The sequence below is a fragment of the Bradyrhizobium sp. 147 genome (assembly GCF_023073935.1).
GTDB lineage: Bacteria > Pseudomonadota > Alphaproteobacteria > Rhizobiales > Xanthobacteraceae > Bradyrhizobium.
In genome coordinates this window covers 163641-185748 of record NZ_JADPKL010000055.1, presented here as the reverse complement: position 1 = coordinate 185748, position 22108 = coordinate 163641, and the positions used below count along the sequence as shown (strand labels likewise).

Here is a 22108-nt window from a genome sequence, read left to right as displayed (position 1 = left end):
GGCGGCAAGCTTGCCTGATGGGAGCCGGGTGAGGCGAGAGTCTCACGCCCGGTTCTGCGAGAGGCTGGAGGTGAAATCCCTCCGGCCTACTCACCCGACGGTGCCGGTGCTGGCCAAGCTTAAGACGGTTACCGGCCGGATCTGGACCTATGTTCGCGATGACCGGCCGTTTGGTGGCACGGATCCGCCGGCGGCCCTGTTCTACTACTCACGCAATCGGGCTGGAGAACATCCGCAAAGCCATCTTGCCGGCTATGTGGGCCTCATGCAGGCCGACGCCTTTGATGGATATAACCAGCTCTACAAGGCCCGTAGAAGGCCGGCTCCGATCCTTGAAGCGGCCTGTTGGAGCCACGGCCGCAGAAAGTTCTTTGATCTGGCGAAATCTGGAGAGGCGCCGATTGCCAGCGAGGCCGTGCGACGCATCGATATCCTGTTCGAGATCGAGCGCACCATCAACGGCAAAACGCCGGAACAGCGGCTTGCGGTACGTCGTGATCAGTCGAGGCCGATCGTCGCCGATCTCGAAATCTGGATGCGCCAGCAGCGAACCTTGCTCTCATCAGGCAATGATGCTGCAAAGGCGATCAACTACCTGCTCAACCGCTGGGCGGCGTTCACCCGCTTCCTGGACGATGGCCGCGTCTGCCTCTCGAACAATGCTGCCGAACGAGCGTTACGCGGTGTGGCTGTCGGAAGACGAAATTGGACCTTCGCCGGTTCAGATGCTGGCGCCAATCGTGCCGCCGCCGTCTATACCCTGATCGAAACCTGCAAGATGAACGACGTTGATCCACAAGCCTGGCTCGCCGACGTGTTAGCCAGGCTTCCAGATCACCCCGTCAACCGAGTTGTCGACCTGCTCCCGTGGAATTGGAAGGCGACCCATCAGTCTAAAGCGACTGCTGCCTGAGCGCGGCAGACCGGCGCGCATGCCCGGGGTGCTGGCCGGATGCGTACTACCCATCATTCCCAATCGTCCTACCAACGTACTATGGGAATAAGATGGTTGCAGCCACAGGACAATCGCCCGCCTCTGCTTATGCGCTTGAGGTGGACGGTCAACTGAAGTGTGAATTTACGACCCGAGACGGCGCCAGGGCTGGTGCAGAGGAACTCAAGAAGCGTTTTCCCATGCTTCAGATCAGGATCTATGACGCGCAGACCAATGCGCGCGAGGAAATCTAGGTCTTCCGACGAGCGGGTTCTTCCGCTTGCGCGTGCGGCGCCGCCGCATCGGGCTCGCGTGAACCGAGCCGCTTTAGCGTCTCAGCCATGCGGCGTTGATCCCTCGCGCGAAGAATGCGGAGCTCCTCGCCGGGGCGGGAAAAGGGGTCGCCTATCGGCGATCTTCCCGGGTGCCACTCTTGAACCGGTCTCGTCGCTGCACTCGGACCCGCGTGCCCCTTCGGGTCGCTATGCTCACGGCCGGAAAGAACCGGCTCGGGGTGATTACACTCGCCGGCGACGGAATGTTGCGAACCGTCTTGGTGGCTGGCGCGACGGCTGTGATCGCAGATATGCGCCGACGGGAAAGTCGCTTTTGGCCCTGGCTGAAAGATATTATCGCACGCAAGCCGCCGAAGCTGGTGGCCATAGCGTTGGCAAATAAGCTGGCGCGGATCGCCTGGAAACTGATAGTCGGCGGCGAGCGATACCGGCCTGCAAGCAGCTTCATACCGATGCCGACATAGACTTGAACGAAATGCAGAGCTTGGCGCCAGACCGGCAGGTCTGACGCTGGGGGCGGAACTTGCAGGACGGGAAGAGGTGGTACGTTCGGCGCAAGCCGGTCAGTGAAATGCTCCGCTCGGTTTACCGGCAGAAAATGCCGCTCTCGTGTTTGAATCTCACTGTCCGCGAAGCCCATCTTGGGCGGTGGTGGCAAGACCCGAAAACAGGCCGGACATATGAGCGCAAGCGATCCGAGCATGCTGCCAGAGCCAATTCTTGCAAGTCGGTTCCGCCCACATATGAATCGAGCCGCGTAGCGTCTCGGTAGGGTAGGCGCGGGACACCTCGACGAGGATGTCCCTACGCCTCCCCCCAAACCGTGCGGGCACTTTTCAATGCACACGGCTTTCCATACGCGCATGCTCTCGACCGGACACGGTTACACGGCATGACGGACACAGGACGATGGTCTTGCGTCGCCAACCGGACCGTTTCCAAGCCGTCAGCGATCCGCTTTGCAGGTCTCCTACGCGGCGGAGGTGATGCATCTCAAATCGTCCCCTCGTATCGCCGCACGCTTCGCATCTGCGAGCGTTGAGCCGATCGACCAGATCATTTGGGCTTTTGACCCACCACGCACCTGCCGTGACGTTGTCGACAACGGGACTCGTCCAGTAGGTTTGGGTCAGATGCTTCAGTCTCCACAGCTTGATGCTGCGAAGCTTACCACGGACCACGGAGCTGACCTCGTAGTCCGTACCCTTCCACAGACGTGCCATGGTTCTCGCTCTCGTCGTTCGATGTCGCATCGCCAGCGTCTTCACAAGGCTGCGGAACACAACAAGCTCCAACAGTCCAAAGGCGCCCTTGAAGTCATCAGCAAACGAATGGTAGTTCGCAAAACCACGGAACTCTGAGTTATAGGCGAGGACGGTTGCGACATCGCTGGTGGCCAGGAACTGCTCGCGAGGACGGCCAGTTTTTCTGGCGAGATCGCCATAGCCGTGTCGCTTGCAGAACGCGGTAACCTCCTTCCCGGCACTCGCAGGCTGACATTCCCGGTGGTCGGCCGGCGTACCACGCGCCATGTCCGTCCGTCCGGTCCCGTGCGGTTGGATTTGCGTCCAGCCCCGTAGGATGTGTATGTCGAGATGCGATAACTGAGGAAGGTCACTCCCTTTGAAGCGGCATAGACCCCACTTTTCTCGGGCGACACCGTGAGCTTCAATGTCTGCGTCAGGAATTGTTCGACACAATCCATGATCTCACACGCTTCCCGCTTGCTCCCGATTACGCCGATGAGGAAGTCGTCGGCGTAGCGGCAGTAGCGGAGCCTCTTGAAGTTAGGGTCCATCGGATCGACGGAGGGCACTTTCCGTCTCTCCTTGTTGATGGCTTTGATCTCCGCGACTGCAGCGTCGATCTCGGCCCGATCCGCGCCGTCGGCGCGGAGCCGTTCAATTTTCCGGCGGAGACTGAGGACGCGCCGTTCCAGCGCCGCATAGCGCGGGAATGGACGTCGGTCGCGGCCTTTGTCGAAGCCCGTCTTCATCGTCTGCATGTGCTGGTCCAGCTCGTGCAGATAGATGTTGGCGAGCAGGGGCGAGACAATCCCGCCCTGTGGCGTGCCACTGTAAGTGCGTCCGTAGACCCAATCTTCCATGTAACCTGCCTTGAGCATTCCTTCGATCAGAGCGATGAACCTATCGTCATCGATCCGCTTCTTTAGAAGCCCAAGCAGAATGTCATGGTCGATGTTGTCGAAGAACCCACGCACATCCACTTCGACCAACCACTTGCAGCCCGTCCAGGTCTTCTTGATGGACTTGAGTGCGGTATGACAGGATCGTCTCGGGCGGAACCCATGCGACTCATCGAGGAACACAGGTTCGTAGATCGCTTCGAGCAGAATCCTGACCGCCTCCTGAACGAGCCGGTCTTCCACCGTTGGGATACCCAGCGGTCGTGTTTTGCCGTTGTCCTTTGGGATATAGACCCGCTGGACTGGCCGGAAGCGATAAGTGCCGTCTGCTACGCGCCTGGCGACATCGGCGAGCTTCGCCAGCGACATGCCGTCGAAGGTCTTACCATCTACACCCGGCGTCAGGGCTCCCTTGTTGCGGGAGACCTTTTCGTAGGCCCACTCGAAGAGATGCGGAGATCTCATCAGGCGGTGAAGGCCATTTACGCGCTTACCCGACCGCGACAAAGTCGGCAGTGATTCAATTCTTCTCTGGATGGTAGCGGCCTGCATCAGCAGAACCTCTCCGTCGAAGAATCTCTTCTACGCATACTGCAAATGCCGTTGTTGGCGGCATCGTCCTTCCCCCGATCGGAGGCGCTTTCGGTCCGGTCACCCGGCCTTATACGCATGATCGTCCACCTCGCGGCGGCTGTCCTGGCCATTACGCCGGGCGTTTGGGTACTATGACGGCTCCGTCGCCATACAGGTCCTCGAAAGAGCCTGCTGCAGGCGATCCCGTAGTTGCGTGTGCAGGAAGTTGCGGTGTGTTTAGGTGTCCCATTCGTCTCCTTGACCCACCGATGGTGGTCGTCCCACGCGGACTGGTGGCAGATCGCACTGGCCGGTGCGGTCTGCCCCGCGTGGCATAGCGTGTCAGCCGCGTTCGCTACGGCCAGCCCTTTGGCAACTGGAAACTGGGATTCAGGCAATACAGCTTTCACCATGCACACCTTACTCTGTGCTCTCCACCGGGCTGCGGCGCCCGATTTCGAGACGTTTCCCGGCATGCTTTGGTCCCGTTCTCCTTTCGGAGTTTCAGTCGTTTCCGACACCGGTAAGCCGGGCAAGTAAGAGCCATAACCAGCAGGCTCCATTCTTTCGAACACTCCCTTCTTCTCCACGCCTCAACGGCGCACGCCGTGCGGCTTCGATCCCTCGCTCGATCATGAGTCGCTCGCCGGAGGCACTCGCCCTCGGTCCCGCCGTCATTTCATGCCGGCGTCGCTATCACTGCCCTTCGTTCGGGTGCCTTCTTAAGCGGGAAGAGCGATCCGAAACTCGACAAGCTTTTGTGCCAGTGAGGAACGCCGGTTCTCGCTTGTGCTGTCGCCACCCGGAATAGGCCAGGCTGGAAGCGATAGAGGCGGGCATGGAGCGACGCGCCCAGGTGGATCACGCCGACGCCGGGCTCGATCGATGAGCTGCGCCGACCAATGGGGAACCCACGGGCGTCGACAGCGCGGCGGACCCAAGCTGATCGAGCAGAAAGACGGCGCCTAAGAAGGGTCAAACGCTGCTAATCGTCATGGTTGCAATGGTAAAGTTCCCACTGACTGGGGGGCAACATGGTTAAGGCATTTCGCAATACGGTCATGGCACTTACCTTTGTAGGAGTTGCCGGCTGCAACATGTTTTGGAATTTCATGAATGACTATATGGTCTGTGGCCTTGCGCTGGCGGCTTCAGTGACAGCCGGCTTTTGCGTTGAGCGCATCTTCATCCGGCGTTCCCGTCGGGAGATGATTCGCCTCCGCGGCGCGGACTGGCATTCGGCGGAGAACCGACAGCTCGACTCATGAACGTCACCCGTCGCCCGCTCGTCGTTCTCATCATCCGATTGTTCGCATTCGATCCGAGGGGCCTGGCCCGATGATCAAACCGTCCATCCATTCCGGTTCGCTCGCATCGAGCGCCTGCGAGAGCTGCTAAACGAGACTACCGAATGGCCGTTGACCCGAATACAGGCGTGAGCACCACGAAGCTGGTGAGACCCGATCCGCAGCTGCTCGATACAGGGTGAGCGTCACGATAGGATCACCGGTGCCCGGGCTTGACTTGCGCGGAATGCTCTGGATAGCGCGGTCGGGATGATTGACGCCGCCGGCGCGCGGTGATGGGGTGACCCCCGGTTCGGAGCGGGCAACGGGGATCAGAATGACCAGCGAGTCGCATCTGCGCGAGAAGCTTCGGAAGATCGAGGCGTTGTTCGCAGGTGCCGGAACTGCTGGTGAGCGCTTTGCGGCGGAAGCCGCGCTGCAGCGGGTGCGGGCTCGGGTCGAGGAACTCGCTCGCCACGATCCACCGATCGAACAGCAATTCTCACTTCCCGACCAATGGTCTCGGCACCTTTTTCTGGCGCTTTGCCGCCGATATGGGCTGCGGCCGTTTCGTTATCGCCGGCAGCGACGCAACACGGTGATGGTCCGTGCATCACGAGGCTTCGTCGATCGAGTGCTGTTGCCGGAGTTCACCGAGCTGGAGGGTGCGCTGCAAGTGTATCTGCACGAGGTGACGCTGCGCGTGATCCGCGAAGAGATCTACGACGACGCCAGCGCTGTCAATCGGCGTTCGACTGGGACCCCCTATCGGCATCCAAAAGGGGCTCTGACGCAATTTTGGTGCAGCTTACTCATTCAGCACCTATCAGTCTGGCCTGCAGCAAATCGATTTTTGCCGCGACCGTACATTTGACGTCTGACGAGCTTGAGGCGAGTGATCTGTCCTTCGGTTTGTCCGTTCAACCAGGGCGACGTGATTGCCGCTCGAACCGCCGCTTCATCCTTCACGACGCCGCTCGCGAACGAGGCGACAAGACTGGCGCGAGCCCGGTCGATCCACAGGGTGAGGCCCGCCTCGGCCTTGCGCCGGATCATCAAGTGGAATTCGGCGATAATTTCGCGCGCCTCGACCAGGTTCGGTACGCCAGCTTCGATCGCCGCCACCGTGATGGTCTCCGCTTTCGTGAGCAAATCCCGCCCGATTGTCATGAGGCGCGCGATCGTTCTGGCCGACGGAATCCGCTGAAGGTTCTGTGCGTCGGCCTTTTCAGCCCGTCGTCTGCGCGTCGCCCATTCGCTGATGACGCGGAGCGAGCCTCGGAAGCCACGCGCCGTTAGGTGACGCCAGAGTTCAGCGCCGTTTCGGCAGCCAGCTGCCCACTGATCGTCGAGCCACGGCAGGTGCTGATCGAGCGAACTCTGCCGGGTCCGGAAGACATCATTACGTTCGCCGCGGATCACCTGCCGTACCAGCTTCCTGCTATGGCCAGTTTGGCGCACGATCTGCTTGATAGGTATGCCGTTCTTCGACAGAGCCAGGATGGCCGCATTGGCCTCCTCGCGGCGCAGATAACCCTCATACTGGAGGCGTTCGGCGGCTGTTAGCAGCTTGGGATCGATCGTGGTCGCACCGATGACAGTACGTATCTGTCGCATCGATTTGCGGACCGCATCGAGGAAGGCCCGAGTGGCGTTCTCCATCAGGTGCCAGCGATCCGCGACCTGTACCGCGTGCGGCAAAGCCTTTGCCGCAGCTTGGCCATAGCCCCCACCACGGTCACGGGCGACGATCGCGATCGTGGGATGAGCGGCCAGCCAGGCCTGGGCGGTTGCGGGCTCCCGATCCGGCAACAGCGTGACGATCCGGCGCCTTTCCAGGTTGCAGATGATGCTGGCGTACCGGTGATTGCGCCGCCACGCCCAATCATCAATGCCGATAACCTTGAGCGGGTCAGCCAGCGGACGGCTACGGCGTCGGACCACGCGTAGGAGCGTGTCTTTGCTCACTGGCAGCACCAGCCGTCTTGCGAAGTCTGCTGCCGGTCGACCGCCAAGCGCCCGACCGAGGTGATGGACGATAGAGTCCAGCCTCGCCGTGCGTCGCGCCGAGGGAGCCAGTACCCCTTCGGCGAAGCGCTCAGTGAAGATTTGGCGCCCGCAGAGGACGGCATCGCAGCGGAAGCGGCGAGCGATCACCAGGAGCTGCACGATCCGCCCCGAAAGCGGCAGATCGGTCACGCGTCGCCGATACCGGCTATGGACGCGTCAGGAAACCGTTCCGCACGACGGACACAGACCAACGCGTCCAGACGCCCGGACCACAATAACGGCCATATCGCCTTCGTAGTACGCACTCTCTACAACAAACCCACTCGGCACCAGATTGGAGCGCTGGAGTGCCTGCTGCATGGCGCTGATACTCCTCTGATCAAAGCGCCAGACATCCCCCAAACTGCATCAAAAGTGAGTCAGAGCCCTTATTCCATGCCGAAACACATTCAAGGATAGGCGTATGCCTATCCTTATCGCTATCCTTACGACTATCCTTCGACATTGTGACCTCGCGACAAACTATTCCGCGAGATCTTCCTAGCCGACCAGATCAGCCCTCAGCGCGTGGTCCCTGCATGACAATCACGATACAGGTTTGGTACTCGATCGTGATCCAGGAGAGTGCAAGCTGGGTCCTTCTCGCGGGACTAATGAGAAAGTCCTCGCGGATGATACGGCTTTCTCTGAGCGCATTCGACGTCATTCCCAAGGAGCGAGACTGGGCGTTTGGGCTAGTCAGGGGTAAGTGATTGAATTTATGCTCGTTGCGCGTCCGTAGAGCTTCACCGGATCATCCGGTCTCACAACCTCATTTGCTCAGCGAGGTCATCCTGGCCAAATGAGCCGCTTCTCGTAGAAGATCACTGCATATCCGTGCAACATCCCTTCCCTGCGGCGAACATAGCCAGCGCTCTCATAAAGTCTTTGGGCCCCTACTTGGATCGTTGTTGTATCGAGCATTATCCACTTGAAACCGAGAGCAACAGCTCGCGACTCCAATTCACGAAGAACCCTCCTTCCAAACCCTCGTCGCTGAAAGATGGGGTCGACCCGCATACGTTTTACTTCTGCGACATCATCATCAAAAGGTTTCAGCCCACCCATGGCAGCGAATCGGGCACCAATATGCGCAACTACGAAGTCTCCGCCCGAGGCGATGTATACTTCCCCAATATTGCGTAAATCATCCTCCCAAGCCCCTTCCGGGCCACACACACCAACATCCTGCGATGCGCTTCTGTGCAGATGCCATGCATCATCGCTATCCGCGGACTCGAACCGACGAAGGATCAGTTCGTCTTGAGACATCGACTATTACCTCTCGAGCGGTGGCGGACGCCTGCGCCTCTGTTTTTAGCCACGCAGAGACCACCGTCGGCTTACGGGCGCGCCTCTGTCAACAGCCGCTGAGCAAGGACAGCCTCAACACTTTCCGATACCTCAACTCCGACAACTGGACGACCCGGCTCAACCGTATATTTTAAGGCCGTACTACGGTGCATCCGGGTAAACCGATCCAGTGCACAAACACAGGACGTGCGCAGCGTTCCGATTTCGCCGCCGTGATGCTCCACGACTGGTGAAATGGTCGCAACCCTGGGAAAGTCCGCTTTCCCCTTTAGCCAACCTGGCTTGAGCGGTGCACTTCCTTTGCCTGACGACAGCCAGCGGAATACCTCGTGAATGCATCTCTGCGGATAATATTCAGACAGCCGATACAGATCCGTATAAAATTGAGGTTTCTGGTGGAAGAGTTCTTCACCGACCAGTAGCACCGAGACCGCCACGATACGGGCCGAGAAGCGGCCGCTTGGACCAAGCGTATTCTTGTAAGGATTCTTTCCGTAAAACACACGAAATTGGCCAAATAAGTCCGGCGACATATGTTCATAAAAGCGCGTCAGAACATTGTTTGCTGACTCAAGGCGCTCCAGGCACAGTGCAAGACATTGCCCCGCATCCACGTCGGCCACATCACGCAACTTGAGCAGAGCGTCAATTGCTAACTGCAATTCGCTCTCGATAATCTGATGGCCCAAGCAAAAATCTCGCTCCTCGACCCCGGCCGCGCCGAGGCAGTATACGCGTGGATCATTCTGCAGCGGATTCGTAAGTATCATATCTTCATAGGAGAGGACCTCAATGCCAGGCTGCCGTTGACAACTCGAGCGCGCAAGGCGGATTAGTACCTCTCCCACCGTCAGCTCGGCGTCCACGGGATGAAGGCCGGCAAACGCAGACATCTGATAAGCACAATTTACGAGATATTGGATGTCTGTCTTAGCGATCTCGAAGTCCGATTGCGGCAGACTTAGCAGCTGCGCTTCATAGTCCTTCTTCGCAATCATCGCATTGATGTTACGCCCAAGAGCCTTAACCGCTTCATCTGGTCGTTCACTGCATTTGACCTCCGCAATGCAGTGCGGCAGTTGATCGGCGACAAAATTGCTGACCAGCCCAAGCGGGCGTTCTCGCTGCCGGCGATCAATGCTATCGGTCAGATGCGAAAATATGTCCTTCGCCTGGCAGGGCGACCCTTCCGGGGTGGAAACGGCAAAAGGAGCGACCATAAATGAGCGCGCCCGCGACTTCATCGAAACGCAACTTGCATTTCGGCACTTGACCCGTATCGTGCGGCCGGTGAGTAATCGTGTTTTTCGAGCAGATCAGTTCGTTTGTCTATTATCCTACTGTCGTTGTAAGCGATCCGCTCGAGTATATTGTTCGAGAAAAATAGCAGCGATACGGCGCCCGAATTGATAGTGCCGGCGGCAGTTAACGAAAGCAGGCCGTTTGAAATGCAGATGAGTCCTGCCTCATTCAAGAGTTCAAGCTCGCGGCCAAAGCATTTCTCGATGGACACCCCAAATTCCCGCTCGAAGCGGGAGAGCAACACCCCACTGCTTCGCAGGGCAAACATTACCGTTCTGCGCATGAGATCATCGTGCGACAGGACAACACCCTTCCACACAGGCTTCTCGCCCGCTTCAACCCTATACAGGTAGCGATCTAAATCTGCCTCGTTATAGAACTGGCACTGGCTCATGTAACCAAATCCGGCAACCCCAAACGGGACCAGATTATTGTCGTTCCAGGAATCGTATTTGCGGCTCTGTTGAATCGAGTGTGGCTGCGACTGCTTACTCCAATAGAAAATCGGCCCATGGCGATAACCGAGTTTCGTGAGGATGTGCTCGGCCATAAAATGCATGATGATGCGCTCCTTAGCCCCGGCAAATTGATATCGACCCCGAGCCAAATGGCGGGCTACGGGGTCTGTAGATTTAAACATCAATGGGAATACATTGAACTTCTCTATTCCCATATCCAGTAAGCCGATAAGTGAGTCGTACCAGCTCCGGAGCGTTTGCTGCGGCAACCCATACATGAGGTCAAGCGACAGATTCTGAACGCCCATGTCATTCAGTAACTTTACGAGTTGAACTACCTCGTCCAGGTGATGCCCGCGGTTCAATATGCGTAAAATGCTCGGATCTAGACTCTGAACGCCCAATACGAAGCGGTTTACGCCCGCTCTAAGCAGTGTGGATATGCGATCTGCAGCGTCCACTTGCTTTGCAAGAGAGGGATGCAATTCGAAACTCACTTCCGACTTAGACAAATCAAAGCGCCGCCTAATCATACCAAATAGCGTTTCGAGTTGACGGTTGGTCAAGAACGAGGGAGTGCCGCCTCCAAAAAAAGCAGTCTCAACAGCTCTGCCGGCCAGCGCCGCCTCCGACCAACTCATCTCTTTATCTAAAGCCGCCAGATAGCGCTCCACTCGCCCAGAAGATGGATTGATTTCCTTGGCGAAGTGGCAAAAGGTACAATACTGATCACAAAAGGGGATGTGAAAATAGAGATCAATTGACGACGAAACCTGAAGCAACAACTTTTCGGCATTCAGGTCGCCCATTGCCTTGAGAGGCGGATATGTGCCGACAAGATAATCGTTGTGCGTGTCAAGGTGCAAATTCCGTGACCTCAACATGTCAAGGTTAATGTCGTACGAGCGGTCGATCGCGAATTCCAAGGCCTCGGAATAGGTCGGGGCGCGCATTTTTTAACTCCTCTAGCTTTCTTGTGAAGGCAAGGCGCGATGGCAGCTGCGTTCCTCGTGTCTTATCGCGCTCTTCAGCTCGGGCTCACCGAAGTCGTGCATTTCGATCAAAGACGCGGGTTTGTCGGCTCCCACTCGAGGCAACCACCGTAGAGCAGAACGACTGTCGCCATTCGCTCGGGACACGCGGGATGATTATGGTTCGGCGAGGAAGACAGATGCCGTGGCCGAGGCCGAATGTCCTTCGGGCGTTGCGAAACGGTCCCGAGGAAGACTTCAGGCGCCGAGGAGTGCGAATACTGCTGAAGAAAATGGTGCTCCACCTCCGAGTGTGACCCGCGCCGGGTCGGGCGCCGAGCTCGATCTGCTCCAGCGTGCCATTGAACAACTTCTGTCCGCTCCCCTCTTCGAAAGGAAGCGGGCATTGCTCGATACTAAGCTTGATTTGGTTTCCTCCCGGTCCGAGGCCAACATTAGCATGCCGCTGCATGCATTCGCCACAGAGCGGCCCAAACGTGTCACACTGGTTCGGATTTGCTCGGGACTAAGCGCGCTGAATGCTAGTCGTGTCTGGTGGTCTTGAGAGCTATCCAACGCGAAGAACGACAGCGGCACCCGCGACGGACGCGGCAAGGCGTTAGGCGGGACCGCACTCAATAGCGCAGCGTCCAAGGCATTGATTTGGATCAGTCGAGCAAGTGTCATTTGAACTCCTGGGCCGGCGAATGCGAGATCGTCATGGTCGTGCGGATCCTTTTACGGTGTCCCAGCAATCCACGTGCCACTAAAGACATTTACGAGCCTGGCTTGAAGAGGGCAAAACCATGTGGTTCGTGTCCACGTCGGAATACTCGCGCCTCAGTGTCTGGTCCCGGACATTAACGTCTTCAGCCGGACACGGCTGAACACGACAACGTGGAATGTTGAATGAGGATGGCGGCCTCTCATGCCGAACTCGAACATCTGCTCCAACGGCGACCTTACGACCGAATCGCTCGGCTGATGGAGGCAGCGTCCCGGCACGTGACGGATATGCAAATGAACTCGTCGCTTTCTTGTGGCGCGGTGGCCACGGAGCGACTTCGATCTGGCAGCGCTCGGCGCGGACTTGCCAGGCGCGGTGCGTGTCGTACCGAGCGACGAGCTCGGCCGCAGAGCATCGGCCCGGCCGACTCTCCGGTCAAGGTGCCGTGGATCATTCTGCCCGGTTTCATCGATCTCCATGACCATCTCACCTGGAATATCCAGCCGCGATGGCTGACCGGCCGGAGTTTAACAACTGCCATGAATGGTAGGATTCGCGGAATAGGACTGCTGAATAATCCGCACTGTCGGGCAATCCCGACTGTGGCCTACGAAGCGCAGAATCAAGGCGCTTGCCGATGGGGCGACCTCGGTCCTCGGAATCTGGATAGGGGTTCCGGCCTCCAGGTTGGTCCCAGAAGGGCAGTAGGGGAACCGCACTGTGACAGCTTCTCTTGATGGCGAAATCCGCGACGGCGGCCATCATATGCAGGTTCGCGTCTATGTCGAAGATACTGACTCCGGTCAGATTGTTTATCACGCAAATTTTTTGCGCTTCATGGAACGGGGTAGAACGAACTACTTGCGCCTGCTCGGAACCACTCAGCAAGCGCTACTCAAAGAAGCTAAGAACGATGCGCCCGGCTTTGCCTTCGTGGTCCGCTCCATGAGGATCGATTTTCTAAAACCGGCGGTCTTGGATGACCTGCTTGACGTCGTCACAGTCCCGCAAGAGGTGAGGGGAGCGTCGATTGCCTTGCTGCAGGAATGCAGGCGCGGAGACAATCTCCTAGTCACGGCGCGTGTACGCGTGGCGTTTATTTCAGCCGGAAAGGCGCAGCGCATCCCGAAGTCGCTGCGGCTCGCTATGGAAGAGCTTAGATAAATCCGCCGCCTCGTTCAAGCTTTTGCCTTCCAGCGCCATCAAGAGCTTGGCGAAGAATCCTTCGACGGCATTGAGCCACGAGAACGAGGTGGGCGTGAACTGGAAGGTGAAACGTCGAGGCATTTGCGGCCCTTTGGGTACTTATCACGTCTTGCAGCTTGTCGACCAAGTTGGGATCATTCGAGAGGTTGAACTGGTGGGCGAGACGGTTGCAGTCCGTGCGTCCGCCAGATGCGCTGCACCAAGGTTGAGGTGATGCCCGCCGCCTTTCGCCAGTCCTGCTCTCGTCCGGCGCCATATATCTACAGTCCGGACGAGCTGGTCCGGCTCGTTGCGGATCAACCTCGCGGCTGGGTGGACATGCAGACATATGGCGAATGTCGGCCTTGGTGATGCGGCCGCGCCTGACAGACTCCGGTCGATCGTTCGCTCGGCACTAGGTCGAGGAAACCCATGAGTTGACTGGGCTCTACGGCTCACGTCGCCAACCTCGGTCGCGAACGTCGCTGCGACGATCAAATCAACGCCTCGCAACGTTTGAAGCGCCCGCACGAGCGGCTCCAGAGACCAGCCCGAGACAAATTCTTTGATCGTGCGCTCGAGCCGGTCGACCCACTCCCTGCCGACGCGAACTGCTTCAACCATTTCTTGGAGCGCGATCTGATGTGCGGGCTGATCGAATTGTTGTTCCTGAAGCCAGCGCAGATAGCGCATCGTCCAACTCTTCTTGCGAGGACGGGTGCGGTCGTGCTTGAGCATGAAGACGCCACCTGTTGCCGGTGAACCCGCAGCGCCTCAACCGCTGCCGCTCGCGCGCGAACGAGATACCGCATCGCCTCGTGACCTTCATGGGGAACCCATACTGCCGTCAGCTCGCCAGCGCGTAGCAGCCGCGCGAGAGAAGCGGCGTCCCGGCGATTCGTCTTCACCCGATCCCCCGGCTTCCTTGGGAGCAGCGATGGTGCCAACACCGTGCATTCATGGCCCAGCAATCGGATCAGATGACAGAGGCCGTAGCCGGTCGGGCCGGCCTCGTAGCAGAAATGCACGCGGTCGAACCGGTTGGCGATCCGCGCTATGATGCGACCCATGTTGGTTGCCGAAGCATCGACCTCGCCGAAGAAACGAACTTCTCCCTCCCGGCCTGCTTCAGCAATCGGATGGCCTTTCTCAGTTGGCATCGATTCCGACGAATGCTTCCCTATAATCTGCCACGGTTCGTCCTCCTGTGATGAGGATCGGCTCGGTCCGCCCGAGCAACCCTCGGACGCGCAGTGTAAGGCGAGCTATCTCATCGGCAGAGACGGACATACGCTCTTACCGTTCATCGGGGATGACCTCTTTCCACGACCGGCTGTGTTCCACTTTCTAGAAAACAATCGTCGCCCGATTTTAAGTCGCACAACCTAACGCCTATTCACTAGAACTCACTCGTCTGTATCGCGACATAAAGAGTTTTGGTTCCATCACCATGCACGACTTGTTAGGAGTCGAGACGGCAAGCTCGACTGGGACCAATACGTTGCATACTACTTGGGAAGCCGTGCGACGCTGGCGGTATTCCAAAGGGCCAACCGACGGAAACTCGCAGGATCGCTGGAAACGATAATTCCGCCGCATTTTGAAGCGATATCGGCAGTTGCGCGAGGTCGCCAGTGTAAGGCGGACTTTTTAAAAAGTGGCAAAAACAGCATTGACTGCGTCCACTGTACTCTCGACGATGATATCAGCTTCGTGCTTTGTTAAGCACAGCGGCGGCGCGAACCCGAGAATGTCGCCCTGCGGCAAGGCGCGGCCGATGACGCCACGCTCAAGCAGCGCGGCGGCGACCTGCTCACCCACTTTTTTTGATGTATCGAAGAGGGTGCGATTATCCCTATCCTCGACAAATTCCACCGCCGCCATCAGCCCGTCGCCGCGCACCTCGCCGACGTTTCCATGATCGCCCAGCGCCTCAGTCAGTGCGGACTGGAGATAGGCTCCAATATCGCGAGCATTGTTGATCAGGTCCATCTCATCGATTAGCTCAAGATTTGCAATAGCCGCCGCCGCGCAGATAGGATGGGCAGAACAAGTCCAACCATGACCGATACTACCGAGGTGATCGGAGCCTTTCACGAGAACCTGCCAAACCTTGTCCGAAATAATGACGCCGGACAAAGGAGCGTACGCGGAGGTCAGACCTTTTGAGATTGTGATCAGGTCCGGTCTGATGTCGTAGTGGTCGGAACCAAACATCCTGCCCAGGCGGCCGAATCCGGAGACGACTTCATCCGCGATGAGTAGAATGTCGTATTTCTTCAGAACGGACTCTATCTTCGCCCAGTATCCGGTGGGCGGCGGAATAATGCCGCCAGCACCTTGGATCGGCTCTCCGATGAACGCCGCGACTGTATCGGGACCCTCGGCTACAATCATTGCCTCAAGCTTGTCGACGCAGGCTTGGACGAACTGCTCCTCGCTCATGGTCGCATCAGCGCGGCGGAAATAGTAAGGAGCTTCAGTGTGGAGGATCGGCGTACGCGGTAGATCAAAGGCGTTGTGGTACAGTTCAAGGCCTGTCAGCGAGCCTGTCATGACGGTTGAGCCGTGATAGGCTCGCCAGCGAGAGATAATCTTCTTCTTCTCCGGTCGGCCAAGCACATTATTAAAGTACCAAATTAGTTTGATGTTTGTCTCGTTCGCGTCCGAGCCTGATAGACCGAAAAAGACGCGACTCATGCCTTTGGGCGCCCGGTCGATGATCATCCTGGATAGCTTGATCGGGGCTTCTGTGCCGTGGCCATCGTATGCGTGGTAATAGGGGAGTTCGTTCGCCTGCTTTGCAATCGCCTCGGCGATCTTCTGGCGGCCATATCCGACATTCACACAAAAAAGACCCGCAAAGGCGTCAAGGCTGGTTCGCCCAGACTTATCCGTGATGTAGACTCCTTTGCCCCCGCTGATCACGCGCTTTTGAATTTCACCTCGCGCATGCGCGCCGACGTGCGTCCCCGGGTGCAAGAGGTGATCGCGGTCCCAAGCACCGAGTTCGTTGAATCCGTGGGACATTTTCTGCTTCCTCTCCTACTCTCATCAGAGGGTCTCGAACCCGCCCCCACCTTATGGCTCGATGGGCCCACTTGCTGCCACCGAAAGATTGGAGTCGAATCCTTGTCCGTTCGGCGTTGCGCGTTCAACAATAGCGAAATCGGATGTAGCGAAAAGAGGCCCGGCGCAACCAAAGTTTGTAGTTGCGCCAAAACGATCGTGCGACGCCAAGGCTAAGAGCACGCCGACCTCAAGTAGCGCGTGAGGACGCGTGAACGGAATCGCGGGCAGCTTAGTCGGCTATACAATTTGTTGGTTGGCGGCTGGCAATATCCAACTATTGGGACAGCCAGCTCGAAAGAAGCTCAATCTCGACTGACACGGTCTCTTCGGGAGCAAAAGGCCCGACGGCTCACGCTGGCGGGCTCGACGAAAGGGCCGCAGCGATTGAGCTCGCTGCGGCCTGCGCCGTGTCAAAACGACCGGGTGAAAGAGGTAGGTGCAATATGAACGCTAGCCCCGGTTTGCCGAAGTTTCCCGGCACTTCCGGTTCCGGCCACAACAAATGTGAACAAAAAGCGCCTGCGTGTCCAAAACGCCTCAGCGGCCTGTGCGGCCTATTACATCATTCTGCGGCCTTCAGACCCTGTTCCGTGGGCTCGTAACGCTGCCCGTGCTTCATCAGCCAGCCACCTTCAACCATCTTCTGCGCCAATCCCAGCGAACATGCCGGTTGGCTGCCGCCCGGGGGATATACGCCGGCTTCGCGCTCGACCAGAAAGCCGTACACGCGCGCCAGCCGTAGCGGCTTGAGCATGCCGGGAATGAGGATGACGGAGTTCGTCATTGCTCCCAAAGCGCCCGCCCACCTGAAACGTTCCTAAGCGCTGCCTTGGACAACGAGAACAGGGCGGCGTTACCCAAACAGGAACGGCCGAGGGCCTGACGCTGACCGCGAGGAGGAGTCCCGGGGAGAATGGGATTGCCGACTGGGAAGGTTTGCTGGAGCAGGTAGGCATGCGGGACTGGACCAACACAGTGATGGCCTAAGAGGGAAAGCGCTGCCGGCTCAAAATTGCCGGTCCCCCGGCAGCGCGTTGTCTCAAAACGGGGCACTAAAATCCCAGTTGGTTTCGACTAGGCAAGGGCCGTGCCACAAGCTTGTGACGGGCGCCGCCGGTTCACGCTGGCGGGCATTTTTTAGTTTGTGCACACTAGTCAACATTAAACGCAGTGATTATTCTGGCACGATATCTCGCGTATTTTAAATTATTTAATGGGTTGAGGGATGATGAGTACCTTTGATCAAGTTGTTTTCTATCGCGCCATTTCACTGCAGAAGCGATTTGCATTTCTCGAAGGTCAGATGGCCGAATTGGCCAACCTGCGGAATCGACTGGCGCACGCTGAGTTGCGGCGTTTTCGGTTGAGGGCGAGCAAATCGGCTTTCAAGAAGGTGGCCCGGCGCCGCACCTGTAGATAACCTTCCCTCTCAACCTACACAGAATTGCCAGGCTCCCGCTTCTAAGCCCAAGCTATGGCAACGCGTGGTCGGGTGATTCATGGAGCGGAAGCCGTTTGAAAGCATGTCTCTCGAAGAACTGTGGCAACTGCACACGGTCCAATGATGTTCTCGCCCAGCGGCTAGTGGCGAAGAAAGAAGAGCTCGAACGACGACTGGAGCTGCTTAACCGAGAATACAAGGCTCCGCATTAAGCCGCCTCAGTGGCCCGCCGGTTCGGGGGCCGCTTTGTTCTCGATTCTGGCACTGGGCCTGTTTCCGACATTACTGGCCCCTTTTGATTTCGCAAGGGCCTAATTTGAGTTGTGTATCGTTTGATACTTTGCTGGCCAACGTGCCTTGCTAGTCTTTCCCAAACAGAGGGGGTATGCATGGACCGGCTAAAGCACGCGCGGGGGCAGTTTGAAGTGCCGATCTGCCCTAATTGCCAGATCGGCATGAGGTGGTTTCGATCCGAGTTGGTGCGAGACAATCCACCGACGATGATCGCTCACCTCTTCGTCTGCCCTAATTGCAAGCGCGCTCAGCGCCAGGACCGCGAGATCTCGCCGGTTTGCGTTTCTCCCGGAAAGCTAGCGAGTCCGCGCCTTCGTGTAGTCGGCGAAAATAATTAAGGCCGCCTCAGTTGGCGGCCTGTTTCGCCTGACACGCGGCGCACGATCAAGGGCGACTGACGCATAGGCTTACTAGTGGGGAGACGGCCCCGGCTTCAGGGGGGCCTGTAGGGGTAGGCCGGGGCCGCTCCGCCAGCTCGGCAGGGAGCTAGCGGGACTCACAAGCTCCCTATGGCGGCCTTTGTTCCTCAGGAATCGGCGCGATGCCCCAAGATCGCAAGTCGGGAATTGCCTCGCTCAAAGTCGGGCCGGACATCGGCGCCGCGGCTTCCGCACCCCTGACAGACGAACCGCGGTTCGATATCAGATAGCCGCACCTCATCAGCCCAACGATCCGCGTCCAGTGCAACGTGATGGCCGCAGTGGCAATAGACCAGCACACCGCGCACTCCCATGCTCCGCATCTGGCCGAAGGTAATCTTCATCGGGCGGCCGTCTGCGTGTATTGGCGTGTGGCGTTTCGGGCGAGGCATGCCGCCATCAAAGCGGGTTCGTAAGTACCTCGTAAATTATGGATTCCTAGTGGCTCGGAACGCGCGCGAGCTACTGCAGATCGTATTGTGGAAAGGTCGGCTCAATCGGCAGCTAAGGTAAACATCCGGCTCACTTGGACAGACAAAGCAGCAAGCCCAGGACGAGATCCCGAGAGACAGCCAAACTTTGACTAAATGGGGGCTTGTGCTCGCCGAAAGGTTGCATGATGCTCACGCCCATATTTCTGGGGCGAATCATGGCGAAACTCTCAACCAAAGTCGCGACGCGGATCATCACTCAACTCAAGAGATACCAAAGCGTATTAGCGGGGCTGCTGAAGCGCTCTCCGATGACGCCGCCACGGTCACTGTCGTCAACGATATGCTTTCCGACATCTGCGGCTATGACAAATATCTACATGTCACCAGCCAATATGCGATCCGCGGCACCTATGTTGATCTTGCTGTGAAAGTTGATGACGACATCCGGTTCATTATCGAGGTCAAGGCCATTGGGATCGATCTCAAGGATGCCCATGTCAAGCAAGCCATCGATTACGCTGCCAACGAGGGTATTGAGTGGGTAGTGCTCACGAACGGCGCCCACTGGCGAATCTACAAGGTGCATTTCCGCCAGCCGATTGAGAAAATCCTCGTTTGTGAGTTTGACGCTATCGAGGAAAGCGCCAAGAGCCCTGAAGCTCTTGAATGCTTCGGAAATCTGAGCCGCGAGGGCTTCTCAAAGAGCACAATGGCCGAGTTCCTGCTGCACAAGCAGGTCACGAACAAGTTCACAGTCGCAGCCGTTCTGCAGACTGACTTCATCCTGGAGATTTTGCGCCGCGAGATTCGTCGGATGAGCTCCGGCGTGAAGGTGGAGGTCGACTACCTGAAGACGTTGTTGCGCGAGGAGGTCATCAAACGCGACTTGATTGATAGTGATGAAGCGAAATCGGCTCTCCAGAACATCAAGCGTTTGCAGCGGGCTGCGACGCGGAAAAAGGCTGCACCGAAAGCTGCAGATGAAGAAGCTCCGATAGTCGCCCCGGTTGAAGATGCTTCCACGTCCACGCCGCGAGCGGTCGCCATTCCTTGACTAACGGGGAGTTTTCGTTTGGGCGGTTTGATGGTTAGTGCGTTAGAGCGGTTTGATCGGAAGTGGGCTGTTATTGAATAAGAGCGCTGGAAGTGCCGAAGCCTTTCAACCAGTCCTTCAATTCGATTGAGCAGTTGGAGAGAGCGACGCCTGAGCAGGTCGGTGTCGCAATAGTACTTCATATGCAGGTAAATGGTGGGCGGTTCTCACCGCACAACTTTCAATCCGAAATCAACCACTTCTTCGGCCATCAAGGTTCGCCGCCGTGGCTGATGCAGAGGGTTTCGGAAGGAATGATGTGGGCCCAGCAGATGCTCCTCGCGGTGCCTGACCTGAGCCAGCCTCACGCCGTATGGTACGTTTTGAGCAGAACGGGCGTTGAGTTCGAGCCGACGACTGATCTGGAGAGACTTCAAATCGAGCGGCTTCTTCCGGAGTTTCTGTTACATCCCGATGTGCGAGACGCATCAGCGGAGATATTCAAGATAGGCCGTTACGACGCTGCCGTGTTCGAGGCGTTCAAGCTAGTGGAGACTAAAATACGAGAAGCCGCAGACTTGCCGGCGGAGGCACATGGCATGCCGATGGTGGCCAAGGCGTTCAATGCGGAGAACGGGCCCTTGATGCTCTCAGCTGATCCCGCCGGCGAGCGTCAAGGGATGCAGCAATTCATGACGGGTGCAGTGAGTGTGTTTAAGAACCCAAGAAGCCATAGGAACGTTGATCTTTCAGACCCTAAAGAGGCGGCTGAGATGCTCATCATCGCCAGTCACCTTCTGCGGATCGTTAACAGTAGGCGTGCTCAATCGAGCGCCTAGTTCAAGCGGCGATGCAAGAGGCCATTACGCTACGGCGGCTGGTAGGCTGATGCGGCCCTAGAAGGTGCTGTAACTCAAACAAAAAGGGCCCGCAAAGCGGACCCTGTCCAAGCACTGCAAAATAGAAACTCTTAATGGAAATTAGCCATTCTCGCGTCTTGATGTTGGCGTTCAGAGGTCACCTGCTCATCATCTTGCAAAGCGACACGATCATGGGCGACGACGACGCGCTCATTCGTGCGCCTGGCTGTGCGCTCGGCGACCTGCCTCACCTTTCCAGATCTTCCTTCCGAATTGGGACCTTTGCCACTTTCCCCTCCTGATTTGGCCACGAATCAGATTGCACTGAATTTTGATAAGGTTCCCAATGACGTCCACGACCAAACCGACACTTTTGCCCGAGCTGGTATTCGGCATCGTGGGCCCCACGGGGTGAACATCGACGCAATCCGCGACAGTCTGACCGCCGCGTTACGCGCCCTTAGCTATGAGGCCTTCCCGATACATCTGACCAAGGAGATGCTCAAGGCGCATCAATACCAGTTGCAGAAATTTCCTGTCGAAGATCCGTCGGAGCGGAAATTTCTATGCTGAGGTGACGTACAAAATCGGGTACGCAAACGCTCTGTGCAAGGAATTTGGTGATGCGGCAACGATCGCGCGGATCGCGATGCGGGCCATCTCAGATGAACGTCGAAGAATTTCCCGCAATCCCGCGACCCATCTCGTTTACACCGATCGGCTTTTCACTCGCGGCGAGAACCCTCAACAAATTTAATGCACGTTGAACGGTCGTAACCTCACTGCCGGTTCGATGGCGATCGCTTGGGGGACGTTTGCTCATCGAAGCACCTCAGATTGCTTGCTCGAGGCGCAATAGACCGCCGCCGGCGGCGCTGGGCCACCGTAGGGCCGGTCATCCCGCACATAAGCCCAGATCCGGCCGGTCGTGCACTTGCTCTTGGAACGACGATCATTGGCTCGAACTACCTGCTGCCCGGCAACAATCCGTTCTACGAGCTTTCCATGAAGCTGTGGGAAGGGCTGGAAAGCACCCTTGTCAATTCGCTGTAACAACATGGCTTCTTGCAGAGTTTATCGCGCGCGAAGAAGCGGCAGCTGGCGAGGGCGCGCTCAGGGAACGGGAGCTGCGAGGCCCAAAAAGGGAATGCAGAAGCCTCACTGAGTAGGTGAGGCAGATCAACCGGCGGTACCGCGCGCCCGCGCCGCGCGATTCCCGGAGAGAACGATTGCCGGGCTGTGCAGGCCACCGAACTCACAACGACCTTGTCGGATATGACGCAGCCCCGATCGTCAGCCTTGAGACAATTCGTG

Annotated in this window: 14 protein-coding genes and 4 pseudogenes; 8 read left to right on the top strand and 10 right to left on the bottom strand. The window is 57.7% G+C overall.

Annotated elements, in window-relative coordinates; all coding sequences use genetic code 11:
* The 3 genes and pseudogenes from IVA87_RS13230 to IVA87_RS13220 all read left to right on the top strand — a co-directional run.
* On the top strand, nucleotides 1-913 hold a 913-nt coding region (locus tag IVA87_RS13230), incomplete at its 5' end, for an IS66 family transposase (RefSeq protein ID WP_247333786.1).
* Between the two features lie 92 nt (nucleotides 914-1005).
* Nucleotides 1006-1188: a hypothetical protein gene (locus IVA87_RS13225; RefSeq protein WP_247307147.1), complete on the top strand. Its 183-nt coding sequence runs from the start codon at nucleotides 1006-1008 to the stop codon at nucleotides 1186-1188.
* A gap of 236 nt (nucleotides 1189-1424) precedes the next feature.
* A pseudogene (locus IVA87_RS13220) lies at nucleotides 1425-1694 on the top strand (IS110 family transposase); the annotation flags it as partial.
* A gap of 372 nt (nucleotides 1695-2066) precedes the next feature.
* Here IVA87_RS13220 and IVA87_RS35345 read toward each other — a convergent pair.
* Together IVA87_RS35345 and IVA87_RS35340 are read right to left on the bottom strand one after the other, a co-directional pair.
* Nucleotides 2067-2762 (bottom strand): group II intron reverse transcriptase/maturase, encoded by a 696-nt coding sequence (locus IVA87_RS35345; protein ID WP_346658352.1) that lies wholly within the window; start codon nucleotides 2760-2762, stop codon nucleotides 2067-2069.
* A gap of 524 nt (nucleotides 2763-3286) precedes the next feature.
* Nucleotides 3287-3745, bottom strand: a pseudogene (locus IVA87_RS35340) (reverse transcriptase domain-containing protein); the annotation flags it as partial.
* A gap of 1238 nt (nucleotides 3746-4983) precedes the next feature.
* Here IVA87_RS35340 and IVA87_RS13210 point away from each other — a divergent pair.
* On the top strand, nucleotides 4984-5217 hold the full coding sequence (locus IVA87_RS13210) for a hypothetical protein (protein WP_247333781.1): 234 nt from the start codon (nucleotides 4984-4986) through the stop codon (nucleotides 5215-5217).
* Between the two features lie 830 nt (nucleotides 5218-6047).
* On the opposite strand, the pseudogene IVA87_RS13205 reads toward IVA87_RS13210, so the two are convergent.
* The 4 genes and pseudogenes from IVA87_RS13205 to IVA87_RS13190 all read right to left on the bottom strand — a co-directional run bounded on the left by IVA87_RS13205 (nucleotide 6048) and on the right by IVA87_RS13190 (nucleotide 11311).
* Nucleotides 6048-7605: pseudogene (locus tag IVA87_RS13205) on the bottom strand (ISL3 family transposase).
* 468 nt (nucleotides 7606-8073) lie between these two features.
* Nucleotides 8074-8556, bottom strand: a complete 483-nt coding sequence (locus IVA87_RS13200; protein WP_247307138.1) for a GNAT family N-acetyltransferase — start codon at nucleotides 8554-8556, stop codon at nucleotides 8074-8076.
* A 71-nt stretch (nucleotides 8557-8627) separates the two neighbouring features.
* Nucleotides 8628-9818 carry a hypothetical protein gene (locus IVA87_RS13195; protein WP_247333779.1) on the bottom strand — a complete coding sequence of 397 codons (1191 nt, stop codon included), beginning with the start codon at nucleotides 9816-9818 and terminating at the stop codon, nucleotides 8628-8630.
* A gap of 20 nt (nucleotides 9819-9838) precedes the next feature.
* A complete protein-coding gene (locus tag IVA87_RS13190; protein ID WP_247307134.1) occupies nucleotides 9839-11311 on the bottom strand; it encodes a coproporphyrinogen-III oxidase family protein in 1473 nt (490 codons plus the stop codon).
* A 1465-nt stretch (nucleotides 11312-12776) separates the two neighbouring features.
* Here IVA87_RS13190 and ybgC point away from each other — a divergent pair.
* Entirely contained in the window at nucleotides 12777-13220 is a 444-nt protein-coding gene (ybgC, locus tag IVA87_RS13185; protein WP_247333777.1) for a tol-pal system-associated acyl-CoA thioesterase, read from the top strand.
* Between the two features lie 367 nt (nucleotides 13221-13587).
* On the opposite strand, the pseudogene IVA87_RS13180 reads toward ybgC, so the two are convergent.
* From IVA87_RS13180 to IVA87_RS13165, 4 genes and pseudogenes are all read right to left on the bottom strand, one after another.
* Nucleotides 13588-14435, bottom strand: a pseudogene (locus IVA87_RS13180) (IS110 family transposase); the annotation flags it as partial.
* 456 nt (nucleotides 14436-14891) lie between these two features.
* Entirely contained in the window at nucleotides 14892-16271 is a 1380-nt protein-coding gene (locus tag IVA87_RS13175; RefSeq protein ID WP_247333775.1) for an aspartate aminotransferase family protein, read from the bottom strand.
* A 604-nt stretch (nucleotides 16272-16875) separates the two neighbouring features.
* Complete coding sequence (locus IVA87_RS13170) at nucleotides 16876-17097, bottom strand: hypothetical protein (protein ID WP_247307126.1); 222 nt, start codon at nucleotides 17095-17097, stop codon at nucleotides 16876-16878.
* A 1477-nt stretch (nucleotides 17098-18574) separates the two neighbouring features.
* Nucleotides 18575-18859, bottom strand: a complete 285-nt coding sequence (locus IVA87_RS13165; RefSeq protein WP_247333773.1) for a hypothetical protein — start codon at nucleotides 18857-18859, stop codon at nucleotides 18575-18577.
* Nucleotides 18860-19046: 187 nt separating this feature from the next.
* On the opposite strand from IVA87_RS13165, the gene IVA87_RS13160 reads away from it, so the two are divergent.
* From IVA87_RS13160 to IVA87_RS13150, 3 genes are all read left to right on the top strand, one after another.
* Nucleotides 19047-19955 carry a type I restriction enzyme HsdR N-terminal domain-containing protein gene (locus IVA87_RS13160; protein WP_247333771.1) on the top strand — a complete coding sequence of 303 codons (909 nt, stop codon included), beginning with the start codon at nucleotides 19047-19049 and terminating at the stop codon, nucleotides 19953-19955.
* 92 nt (nucleotides 19956-20047) lie between these two features.
* Entirely contained in the window at nucleotides 20048-20773 is a 726-nt protein-coding gene (locus IVA87_RS13155) for a TIGR02391 family protein (RefSeq protein WP_247333769.1), read from the top strand.
* Nucleotides 20774-21010: 237 nt separating this feature from the next.
* On the top strand, nucleotides 21011-21367 hold the full coding sequence (locus IVA87_RS13150) for a hypothetical protein (protein ID WP_247307116.1): 357 nt from the start codon (nucleotides 21011-21013) through the stop codon (nucleotides 21365-21367).
* The last annotated feature ends 741 nt before the right edge of the window (nucleotides 21368-22108 follow it).

Excerpts from the sequence above, each read along its gene's own strand:
- IVA87_RS13200 (WP_247307138.1), bottom strand. The coding sequence starts at position 8,556 with ATGTCTCAAGACGAACTGATCCTTCGTCGGTTCGAGTCCGCGGATAGC.
- IVA87_RS13195 (WP_247333779.1), bottom strand. The coding sequence starts at position 9,818 with ATGGTCGCTCCTTTTGCCGTTTCCACCCCGGAAGGGTCGCCCTGCCAG.
- IVA87_RS13190 (WP_247307134.1), bottom strand. The coding sequence starts at position 11,311 with ATGCGCGCCCCGACCTATTCCGAGGCCTTGGAATTCGCGATCGACCGC.
- IVA87_RS13170 (WP_247307126.1), bottom strand. The coding sequence starts at position 17,097 with ATGACGAACTCCGTCATCCTCATTCCCGGCATGCTCAAGCCGCTACGG.
- IVA87_RS13165 (WP_247333773.1), bottom strand. The coding sequence starts at position 18,859 with ATGCCTCGCCCGAAACGCCACACGCCAATACACGCAGACGGCCGCCCG.
- IVA87_RS13175 (WP_247333775.1), bottom strand. The coding sequence starts at position 16,271 with ATGTCCCACGGATTCAACGAACTCGGTGCTTGGGACCGCGATCACCTC.
- IVA87_RS35345 (WP_346658352.1), bottom strand. The coding sequence starts at position 2,762 with ATGGCGCGTGGTACGCCGGCCGACCACCGGGAATGTCAGCCTGCGAGT.
- IVA87_RS13210 (WP_247333781.1), top strand. The coding sequence starts at position 4,984 with ATGGTTAAGGCATTTCGCAATACGGTCATGGCACTTACCTTTGTAGGA.
- IVA87_RS13225 (WP_247307147.1), top strand. The coding sequence starts at position 1,006 with ATGGTTGCAGCCACAGGACAATCGCCCGCCTCTGCTTATGCGCTTGAG.